Source organism: Syntrophomonas sp. (assembly GCF_028707975.1).
GTDB lineage: Bacteria > Bacillota > Syntrophomonadia > Syntrophomonadales > Syntrophomonadaceae > Syntrophomonas.
Genome location: NZ_JAQVZX010000068.1, coordinates 1 through 9946, shown reverse-complemented (window position 1 = coordinate 9946; position 9946 = coordinate 1). Strand labels below are relative to the sequence as shown.

Sequence of the window (9946 nt, the reverse complement as noted above, 5' to 3'; positions counted from 1 at the left end):
CTTTTTCCTGGCCTGGCTCAGCCTTTCCCAAGGCCTTGCTGGCTGTTGATGCGGCTTTACACAGCCCCTCTTCCGACAAATCACTGGTATATACATAAGCGGTGTTGCCGTCTTTAATCACCCGGATGCCGGCCCCTTTTTCCCGGCCGCTGGTGATTTTATCCACCCGCTCATCTTCATAGATTACTTGACTCGTTTGTTTTTCTTCATAATAAAGTTCGGCAAAGTCGCCGCCCTTTTTCATGGCTTCATCTAAAACCCTCTGCAGTACGGATTTTTCTAACATGAATTTCCTCCTGCTTCCTTCTATTTTGATGTCACTGCAAAAAATCATAAAAATTATTTCGCTTGCATAAATATACTCGCTCCATTTTCCCCATGCTCAAGCATCTTTCCTTCTATCCCATTATATACTAATCTTTATTCTACTCCAAAAAGCTATTTACAATCCTTTCAGAGATTTTGAACCTCCATTTCACTACTCGCCTTCGCCGGTGCAACCTTAATAGTGACATCCGAAGGATGGAACATCAGAGGAGTACCCGCAGGGTGCTGCATCCATGCTTCGCCAACGCTCGCTTTGTATATTTATGCAACCCTTATGCAACAAAAAGGGGTTTTTGCAGGGGAATCACAAAATGCATTTTTTACGCTATCTATCTGACAAAGGGATTACGCTCTCCCTTTAACTGCGAATTCTTTTCATCTTCTCCTTGTTCACTATCCAAAGACAACGGTCTCTCATCAAAAAAAGAGGAAACAACCAGGTTTAAAACTATATTCTCAACTTCATAAGCTGCCGAATTCTGTACCATCTGCACTGAAGGAGCTGCTAGGGTTCCTACCTGCTCAGTTTCATTTTGCTCTATGCTTTCTTCCTGCTGGCTTTCCACCTGGCCTACGGCTTCATCCGCCATTTGCACCCGTTTGACGTACATTTTGCACTGCTTAATGACAAAAACACGCGGAGATTCTTCTATAGCAGATATAAAATTGAGCAGGCTCGGGTAGGATCCTTTGGCGGTAATTCTTAAATCCAATTCTTGTAACTTTCCTTCCCCTTTTGGGCTTGGCCCGGTCTCACCGCTCTTCCTAACGCTTCCAAGCTGCAAATACCTTAACGATATGATATTGACCCCATTTTCACCTGCTCTATTATGTAAAAAACTTAGTATTTCCGGAACACAGGGGGAGGAGGGGATGGCAATTTCCATCTTATGGCGTTCACCCTGCAGCCAATCACAGCTGCTGCTCAAGTAATTCTGATCCCTAATAAGTTTTTCTTCTTGCTGGATTTTGGCCTGCAAAGCCTGATTTTCGTCCCTCAAACGCTCGGCTTTCTCTTTTAAAGGTAGCAAAGAAAAGCTGTTAAAAAGATATGTTACGGCCATAATTCCCAGGAAACAGCTTAAGACTATTTCGCGTTTTGATAGCTTCAATCTGCTTCTCCCCCCCAGTTTACTTCTACTCTGAACTCTAGTTCTTGTCCATCTTCATTAATATTGGAAGAAAGCAATTTAGGATACCCAAAGGAGCTTTTTCCCCTCATTCCAGCCATTAAGAAGGATAGCTCCTGGTGGTCAGCGGCAAGCCCCTGAATTGCTATCCTCCCCTTTTCAATCTCTATTCCCAGTATCACTACACCTGGGGGAATACTTCTCTCTATTTCCTTAAAAATTTCAACATAAGATATCTGTTGCAGGCGAGTCTCATCCAGGATCTTTCGCCTTTGCCAGGCATTTTCCTCCTGTTCTTCTTGAATCCTCCCAGCAAAAGCCAGAGGCAATAGCTCTTGGGCTCTTGCCTGTAGATTTTTATTGTGCTTTTCCTGTAGCAGCATTTCCTGATGAGCCGAGTGGTAAAAGCAATACATCCCCCCACTCAGTAGCAAAAGTACTATAATTCCTGAGATGAACGCAACTTTCTGCTTATTGACTTCTGCTTTATTTAGGAGGTTGATGGATATTCGGGAATGACGCCTCATCCCAGCACCCCCCTGCCAGCCAGTCCTATTGCCAGGGGGAATTCGCAGATTATCTCTTGATGCCTTTCCTGATCAATCTCTGGGGGCAAAACTAAAATGCTCGGCAGATTGGCCAACTGCACCTGGCAATCCAGAATCACACTTAAATACTCATCCATACTCTTAAGCCGCGCTCCTCCACCGCACAAAATGATTTGCCCTATTATCATTTCTCTTTCTTGTCGCTGGAATAGATTCATCGTATATCTTACCCTGGCCCCAAATTGCTCCATAAGCTCTTGAACTTGAAGGTTCTTAGCCATATCCACTTCCTCTAAATTATTATCATTGCCTGCTATGGATATTAATTCTTCATAGAAGGAAGCAAAGCTCCTCTGATAAAGGAGTTTCTGCTGCGTAAAAACCGAAAAACAAGAGTCCGAAAAGCCAATATTTAAGAAGGCTATTAAATCAATTCCGTTGCTGTCATTCCAAAGCCGCCTAAGGGCCAGGGCGGGAATTTCCACTACTGCCAGGCGTAACCCGGCCAAGGCGCAAATGGTCTTTAAATGCTCCACCTGCAGGCGGTGAGCGGCTGCGAAAAAGACTTCCCTTTTACGGCCTTCACTGTTTTCAAAATTCCTTAAGAAAAAAATATCGAAAGCTGCTTCTTCCAGAGGAAAGGGGAGAAATGAAGAGGCTCGGTACAGGGCTGCTTCCCTGCTTTCCCTCCTACTCATTCTCGGCATAATAAAATTATGCTGGAATATCTCTTGACTGGATAAAGCTGAAATTACCTTTTGGCCTTTCCAAGCCAGCTTATTGACTAGTTGGGAAATTTCTTTTCCTAATTCTACCGGGCCTATAATCTTACCGTGCTCAATCACCCCGCTTGGCGTTGGCAATGAGGCATAATTCATAAGCTCCAGGCCCTTTTTTGTTTTCCTTACCCTGGCCAGCTTGATTTTTTTACTGCCTATATCCAAACCGATTCCAGTGGCCCGGAAAAGCATGATTATTCCTCCCCAATTATTACTTAAAATATTTCATTCTTGGTTGTGCCTACAGGCACAAACCAAGACTTATAATTATGGCTTTGGCTTCCTGACCCTTTCATCAAAGCCTCCAAAGCATATTCCAATAAAAACTCATTATTTCCATCTGATACATCCATATCAGCCAGGCAGCTACCGCCAAAAAGGGGGCAAACTTGATGGGTGTTCTAAGCCCTGCCTTGCCCCGGATCAATAACGGTAAAACCCACAATCCTCCCAACAAGGAAGAGATAATAAAAACCATTATGGCTCCCTTAACGCCAGTAAATGCTCCTATTACTGCAGCCAGTTTTATATCTCCGCCCCCCATACCCCCGTGGGAAAGTAGAGCTGCCAAAAGAAATATAAGGCCAAAAGCAAGAGCTCCCAGAATTGACTGCAGAATACCAGTGCTACCGAAACTCAGAACTAAACCCAGTATAAGCCCGGTAAGGCTTAGAGTATCAGGTATGATTCCATGGTTTATGTCGGTAAAAGCAGCGGCCACAAGGATAGCGGTAAATACGACCCCGCTAAGTGTTTGAACGGTAAATTCCCATTTCATAAATACCAGCATCCAGAGAATAGGCGTAATAAATTCCACCAACGGGTACTGGACCGGGATTCTTTTTTGACAATAGCGGCATTTTCCCCGCAAAAAAATGAAGCTGAGCAGTGGTAAGAGGTCTAAAACACGTAAATTATGGCCGCAGGCAGGACAATGACTGGATGGGTAGAGAAGAGATTCTCCCCGGGGAAGTCGATAAATGACTACATTGAGGAAAGAAGCCAGGAGCAGAAACGATATTGCCATAAATACATAATAATACATTATAATGATACCTATCCCCTAGATTCCAAGACCTGGGGCCTGTTTCCAGTATTTTTATTCCAAGCAGTAGTATTCTATTGCTACGCTCTCATATGGCTCTGGACTGCTATCAGTATAGCTGTATAGTACTTGCACCTTGACCTTCTTTTCGGCCTTATAATAAAGCGCCGTTGAGGTCAAGCAATAGCGGCACTTTTTCTTTTCGTTTTCCGGGAGCTTTTCTTCATTGCCCTCAAAATTAGCCGGGCTACAGGCAAAGTCCCTATCTTTTTCCAGAACTCTAATCTGGGCCTTAACCTCATCTGAAATAACCAGCTCTTCCTCCAAGTTAGCTGGCAAGCCCCTGCGCCATATTTCTTCTATAGCCCATTCAACGCCAGCATCGACAGCTTGTTGAGCCTGTTGTGATTGAAACACATAATAGCTCAGCTTTTTCTCCAGGCTGGCCAGCTCAATAGTACCGATTCCCAGGATAGTACAGAGCAGCAGTACAATTAATACCATGAGCATGAGAGCTCCATCCTTATTCTTTAGGACTGTCATTATACGCAAATAAACGCCCCCCACCAAGCCTCTTTCCCGCTCTCCGCCCCTGGCTCGCTCGTTACTGCGGAGTAGCGGTAATACGAGGTCGGGCTGCAGCGGTAAGGCGGTAAATCTCATCATTTACAGAAGATTCCACCGTAACTGTGATTAAATCGGAATCCAAGCTGCGCTGGAAGTTTAAATAGCTAATATTTTGCACCAGAGCCAGGTTATTGCGTCGCAGGTTGTTGCTGTAAAGAAAATAACGGATTTCTTCCGCTTCTTTTCCCTCTACAGCCAAATGCAGTATTAGTTGATCAGTATTTAGACTGCTATCTCCTTCCGGGGGATAGGAAGAAATAATGTCCCGGGTAATCCACTGCATTGCAGTCCGCGCATAATGATGAGCATCACAGCTGGCAGACTGCTTTTCACCGACAGTTAATATAACCCAGTAAAGTAAAAATAGGCCGGAGCCCAACAGAGAAACCAGGCTCAGGGCTAGCAGCACTTCCACCAGGGTAAAACCCGATGATTTATATCTGTTCACAAGCCGCTCTCCTCTTTTCTTATCATTGTCACCAGGCAGAGCTTGCGCTTTTCCTCTCCCTCGTCCCAGCAAACCGTTACCCGCACCCGATAAAGCCTGTCCATGTCATTTACCCTTTCCATATCAATCTTGGCGCTGATTCCCGGCGGTATAGAGGGTGTATATCCTTCCCCCAGGCCAAGTTCCTCTGGCGCTGCCAACGAAACAGTCTCAATGTTTTCAGTCTTCTCGCGCAATTCTTCCAGCAGAGAAGCAGCATAATAACTGGCCGTGCTTTCATGGCAGGAATGCTTTATCCAAATGGCTGAAGTAGTGAATATAGCCAGGGCGACATTAGCTATTAGTGTCAACAAAACAAGAGCCAGCAAGACCTCCAGCAAAGTCATAGCTTCCTGACCCAGATAACCCTGTTGCAGCTTCCCCAGCGCAAAGTCACCCCGCATCCTTAGCTTCAAATTAGGCGTTCCTAACTGACACTATCTTTTGGCTTTCCTGGCACAAGCAATGAGCAACTAGTATAGAAACCTTATTTTTCCGCCGGCGTCTCCAAAGGATCTTTCTCATGCGATACCACTGCCTTTCCCTGTCCATCAATCTTTAATAGATAGTCACCTGTACCCATGGGGTTCGTGGGAACCTCTTTGAGATAATCCGGTACCAGCTTTTCTTCCGCTTCCTTACCAAAAGCCTCACTGTCCAATTTTTCACCATCACCTGCCGGTACCGGTCCGCTTTGTCCGGTCTGCATATACCAGAGCTCGGCTGCCTCTTTAACTATCTTCATATTAGCCTGATCGGCTTTTTCCTTGGCCGCGTCTAAAACACCCACAAAACGGGGCACTGCCATTCCAGCTAAAATGCCTAAAATCGTCATTACCAGAATTAATTCCACCAGTGTAAAGCCCTTTTCTCCCATTTTTCGGCAGTCAAAATCAAAAAATTCACGCATACTCTCCCCCCTCTTTATCCAGTAAAAGTATTTTTGCTTAAGCAACCCCCTTTTCTCTCTGCTTTATTCCATTCCTGCGGGGTACAGCATTCAGGCCATCATCTTCATTAAGTCAAAAACGGGAAGAAGGGTAGCCATTACAATTCCCGTTACCAGCAGAGCCACAAACAGTATCATGACGGGCTCTATTGTGACCAGCAGAATATTTACCTTATACAGTACTTCCTGTTCATAGTAATCTGATATACGGGCAAACATGCTATCCAGACTCCCGCTTTCTTCGCCCACAGCTATCATCTGCGTAAGCATTGTATCAAATATACCGGTAGCTTCCAGGGGATAAGTAATAGATTCACCCTCGCTGATCCCCCGCCCGGCTCGGCGTATAGCCTGGCTAACCACCACGTTGCCCACTACCCCTGCAGCCACTTCCAGGGCCTGTAGAATAGGGATTCCTGCCTGTAAAAGAGTAGCCATGATCCGAGCAAAACGAGCCACGATGATTCGGGATAAAACGCTTCCCAGCAGGGGTAGACGCAAAAGAACTTTATCCAGAATGCACTTTCCTCTGCTCGTTTGTATCCATACTTTAAATAGCAGGAATGCTGCTATAAAGGCCAGTAATAAGGTTATCCAGTTCTTGGCCAAAAATAGTCCCAGCTTGAAAAGCACTTGTGTAGGCAGGGGAATCTCTGCCCCGGCTGATTCAAAAACATTAACAAATGCAGGCATGATAAAAGAAACGATGAAAAATAAAACCAGTAGCGCCAATAATGTTATGATTAGCGGATATATTGAAGCTGCCTTTATTCTGGCGTTTATATCCTGTTCCCTTTCCAGGTGCTGACCCAGGCTATCCAGCACCGTTTCTAATTTCCCCCCCATTTCCCCGGCTTTGATCATGTGTACATAAATGCTGGAGAAGATTTTGGGATGCTGGGAAAGGGCCACCCAGAGTGCCTGCCCCTGCTCAATATCATTATGAATTTGCAATAAAGCTTTTTTCAGGGTTTGCTTACGGGCTACTTCTCCCATTATTTTAAAAGCTCTTAGAATGGAAAAACCAGCCGCAACCATGGCCAGGAACTGCCGGGTAAATATAAGGATCTCCTTGCTGCTTACTTTATGCGAAAACAAGTCTCTATTAATTATTGGATTCGATTTATGCACTTCCCGCAAAGATATGACAAAGTAATCCTGCTGGAGAAGACTATATAAAAGAGCATCCCGGTCTTCGGCTTCCTGACGGGCTCTTAATACTTTACCTCGGGTATTCCTAACCTTATATGCGAATTCCAAAATGCCTTTACCCTCCTCACTTCCGTGTCCGGGTCAAAAGGACAACCCCCTTGACAGACTATAAGCATTAAGCTTGCCTGTCTTCCCAGAACAAATCTCGCCTCTTTGCCTCCTCGTCGCTTATCAACTTCTGATGCCATAGCTTTTTCAGCGCCCTTTCCATGGTTACCATGCCAAAAGAGCTGCCTGTTTGCATAGTGGAATAAATCTGATGTATTTTGTTTTCCCGGATAAGGTTGCGCACTGCAGGGGTAGCTATCATGACCTCAACCGCCAGCACCCGTCCCTTACCATCAGCTCGGCATAGTAGTTGCTGGTTAATAATGCCCTGCAGGCAATTGGCCAGTTGTAAGCGCAACTGTGTCTGCTGATAGGGGGGAAAGACATCGATAATCCGTTCCAAAGTCTGTACCGCAGTTCCCGAGTGCAGCGAGACCAGAACCAGATGACCGGTTTCAGCCGCGCTAATAGCCGTAGATATGGTTTCCAGATCCCTCATCTCTCCTAACATGATTACATCTGGGTCCTGGCGTAAGGCAGCTCGGAGACCTTGCGGAAAAGAGTCGGTATCAGAGCCTATTTCCCTCTGGTTAATTATGCAGCGGTTGTGAGCATGCAAGTACTCTATGGGATCCTCCAGGGTTAAAATATGGTAGTTGCAAGATTGATTCAAGAGGTCAATCATAGCCGCCAGGGTAGTGGACTTCCCACTTCCGCTGGTCCCGCTTATAAGGATAAGTCCTTTTTCCTTCATTGCCAGTTCCCTCACTATTGGAGGCAAGCCCAAGTTATTCCATTCCGGAATCTTCATCGGTATTATTCGTATGGCCAGGGCCCAGGAACCACGCTGTCTAAAAAGGTTGACCCGAAAGCGACTTATACCAGGAAATGAATTCGCAAAATCAACCTCACCCCCTTCCTGAAAAGCTTCTATAATACCCTCATGAGGAATGATTTCTCGCGTTAGCTTCTGGAGTTCCTCCTCACTCAACAGTGAATCTTCAGGCAGCGAGCCCAAATTTCCATTTATTCGATACAAGGGAGGTCGGGAAGAGCTCAAGTGTATATCTGATGCTCCCATTTCCACAGCTTTCTTTAATAATTCTTCTGCTTTCATAGAAACCAAATCATAATCCTCCCATGAATATTGCTTTCATTACTTCTTCCAAAGAACTCCGGCCCTCTTTGGCTTTAGTGATGCCATCAATCATTATGGTAACCATGCCAGCCTCTATTGCCATTTTTTCTATGCGTACTTCCGAACTCTCCCCCCGGTTGAGCAAGTCACGAATCTCCGGCCCTAAAAACATTATTTCCTGCAAGGCAATTCGTCCCCGGTAGCCTGTATAACGACAGGCTTTACATCCCTGTGAGCGAAAGAAAAGCTCTCCTTTCTCTGCCAACAGACCCAGTTTTTCAGCCAGTTGTTCTTCCATCACAAATTCCTGACGACAATGGAGACATAATTGCCTTACCAGTCGTTGTGAGACCACTCCAGCCAGCGAAGAAGCCAGCAGGAAGTCTTCTATCCCCATATCCCTTAAGCGGGCAACACTTCCAGCAGCACTATTGGTGTGCAAGGTGGAAAAAACCAGATGCCCGGTTAAAGCAGCCTGTACCGCCAGGCGTGCCGTTTCCCGATCGCGGATTTCTCCCACCATGATAATGTCAGGGTCTTGTCTTAATATGGAACGCAAACCGCTGGCAAATGTCAGCCCGGCTTTAGGATTTATCTGTACCTGATTGACCCCCGGCAGGGTGTATTCTACCGGATCCTCCAGGGTGATAATGTTTTTCTCTATAGAATTGATTTGGGTTAAGATGGAATAAAGAGTGGTGGTTTTACCGGAACCGGAAGGGCCGGTAACCAGAACCATACCTTGGGAGCGGTGAGCCAATGCCAGTAAACTTGCCTGGTTATCGGCACTAAAACCTAGTTGCTTGATTTGCGTCAATGCATAAGCCCGGTCCAGAATTCGCAAAGCCAGCTTTTCCCCCCAGGCAGTAGGTAGAGTGGAGCAGCGAAAATCTACTTCGCGCTCTTCAATATTAGCCCGAAAACGCCCATCCTGCGGCAGCCTCTTTTCCGAAATATCCATTCCTGCCATAATTTTTATCCGGGATACTATTGCGGCCAGTAAGCTATGGGGAAGCCGGGCGGCTTCATATAGCTCACCATCCAGGCGAAAACGCAGTCTAATCTCCTGCTGTTCCGGCTCAATATGAATATCACTGCAACCTTCTTCCACTGCTTGGGTCAAGATAGAATTCACCAGGCGAACAATAGGTGCATCCTGGTCAAACTTTGAAAAACGGAGGTTCTTGGGGGTAGTGATAAGATTCTGATCCTCCGGGTATATCCCCGGCAAATTTTTCGGCATGACCAGGCAACCTCCAAATGCAGCTTAAGGCCCAGCATTAGAATTTTCTCATGTTTTGAATAGATAGCAATTTCTAAGCAGAGCAATCTTATGATTTGATAGTGAAACCATAATCCCTTGTCTTGCTCACTCGGCTTTAAACCTTTTTATTAATACTACTATATTTAGATTATTTTAATAGTCTTTTGACAAAATAGGCAATAACATCTAAATTTGCGACCATTTCCTTCCTTTAATTTTATTTCAAAAGGGAATATAATTTAGATGAATTATTGGAAATATCGTTAATCCGAAGGAGCGGATCAAATGACAGATGAACTCTGGCGCTATTACTATTTTTTGGAAGACGATGCCGGCAATTTTACTCCATTAAAAGAAGTACTGCAGAAAAATAAGGTCAATTATTACCCGGA

Annotated in this window: 12 protein-coding genes; all 12 read right to left on the bottom strand. The window is 45.3% G+C overall.

Annotated features, from left to right (window positions below; genetic code table 11):
- Nucleotides 1-286: DNA gyrase modulator (locus tag PHP87_RS08830; RefSeq protein ID WP_299920460.1), on the bottom strand; the 286-nt coding region annotated here is incomplete at its 3' end.
- Nucleotides 287-656: 370 nt separating this feature from the next.
- Nucleotides 657-1439 carry a hypothetical protein gene (locus tag PHP87_RS08825; RefSeq protein WP_299920458.1) on the bottom strand — a complete coding sequence of 261 codons (783 nt, stop codon included), beginning with the start codon at nt 1437-1439 and terminating at the stop codon, nt 657-659.
- Nucleotides 1436-1984: a PilN domain-containing protein gene (locus PHP87_RS08820; RefSeq protein WP_299920456.1), complete on the bottom strand. Its 549-nt coding sequence runs from the start codon at nt 1982-1984 to the stop codon at nt 1436-1438. The genes PHP87_RS08825 and PHP87_RS08820 overlap by 4 nt, the downstream gene beginning before the upstream one ends.
- Nucleotides 1981-2976: a type IV pilus assembly protein PilM gene (gene pilM, locus PHP87_RS08815; protein ID WP_299920454.1), complete on the bottom strand. Its 996-nt coding sequence runs from the start codon at nt 2974-2976 to the stop codon at nt 1981-1983. The genes PHP87_RS08820 and pilM overlap by 4 nt, the downstream gene beginning before the upstream one ends.
- A 103-nt stretch (nt 2977-3079) precedes the next feature.
- On the bottom strand, nt 3080-3829 hold the full coding sequence (locus PHP87_RS08810) for an A24 family peptidase (RefSeq protein ID WP_299920452.1): 750 nt from the start codon (nt 3827-3829) through the stop codon (nt 3080-3082).
- 54 nt (nt 3830-3883) lie between these two features.
- Nucleotides 3884-4372 (bottom strand): pilus assembly PilX N-terminal domain-containing protein, encoded by a 489-nt coding sequence (locus PHP87_RS08805; RefSeq protein WP_299920462.1) that lies wholly within the window; start codon nt 4370-4372, stop codon nt 3884-3886.
- A gap of 61 nt (nt 4373-4433) precedes the next feature.
- The gene (locus PHP87_RS08800) at nt 4434-4904 is read right to left on the bottom strand and encodes a prepilin-type N-terminal cleavage/methylation domain-containing protein (RefSeq protein WP_299920450.1); all 471 of its coding nucleotides are present in this window, start codon (nt 4902-4904) and stop codon (nt 4434-4436) included.
- Nucleotides 4901-5359: a hypothetical protein gene (locus tag PHP87_RS08795; protein ID WP_299920448.1), complete on the bottom strand. Its 459-nt coding sequence runs from the start codon at nt 5357-5359 to the stop codon at nt 4901-4903. The genes PHP87_RS08800 and PHP87_RS08795 overlap by 4 nt, the downstream gene beginning before the upstream one ends.
- A 71-nt stretch (nt 5360-5430) precedes the next feature.
- Nucleotides 5431-5853, bottom strand: coding sequence for a type II secretion system protein (locus tag PHP87_RS08790; protein ID WP_299920446.1), 423 nt, complete (start codon nt 5851-5853; stop codon nt 5431-5433).
- Between the two features lie 90 nt (nt 5854-5943).
- On the bottom strand, nt 5944-7152 hold the full coding sequence (locus tag PHP87_RS08785; protein ID WP_299920444.1) for a type II secretion system F family protein: 1209 nt from the start codon (nt 7150-7152) through the stop codon (nt 5944-5946).
- A 67-nt stretch (nt 7153-7219) separates the two neighbouring features.
- Nucleotides 7220-8269, bottom strand: a complete 1050-nt coding sequence (locus PHP87_RS08780; protein WP_299920461.1) for a type IV pilus twitching motility protein PilT — start codon at nt 8267-8269, stop codon at nt 7220-7222.
- Nucleotides 8270-8279: 10 nt separating this feature from the next.
- Nucleotides 8280-9533, bottom strand: a complete 1254-nt coding sequence (locus PHP87_RS08775) for a GspE/PulE family protein (RefSeq protein WP_299920442.1) — start codon at nt 9531-9533, stop codon at nt 8280-8282.
- Between the last annotated feature and the right edge of the window lie 413 nt (nt 9534-9946).

Bases quoted from the DNA above. Each gene is read 5' to 3' on its own strand.
- PHP87_RS08790 (WP_299920446.1), bottom strand. From the start codon at position 5,853: ATGCGTGAATTTTTTGATTTTGACTGCCGAAAAATGGGAGAAAAGGGC.
- PHP87_RS08810 (WP_299920452.1), bottom strand. From the start codon at position 3,829: ATGTATTATTATGTATTTATGGCAATATCGTTTCTGCTCCTGGCTTCT.
- PHP87_RS08820 (WP_299920456.1), bottom strand. From the start codon at position 1,984: ATGAGGCGTCATTCCCGAATATCCATCAACCTCCTAAATAAAGCAGAA.
- PHP87_RS08775 (WP_299920442.1), bottom strand. From the start codon at position 9,533: ATGCCGAAAAATTTGCCGGGGATATACCCGGAGGATCAGAATCTTATC.
- PHP87_RS08780 (WP_299920461.1), bottom strand. From the start codon at position 8,269: ATGAAAGCAGAAGAATTATTAAAGAAAGCTGTGGAAATGGGAGCATCA.
- PHP87_RS08805 (WP_299920462.1), bottom strand. From the start codon at position 4,372: ATGACAGTCCTAAAGAATAAGGATGGAGCTCTCATGCTCATGGTATTA.
- pilM (WP_299920454.1), bottom strand. From the start codon at position 2,976: ATGCTTTTCCGGGCCACTGGAATCGGTTTGGATATAGGCAGTAAAAAA.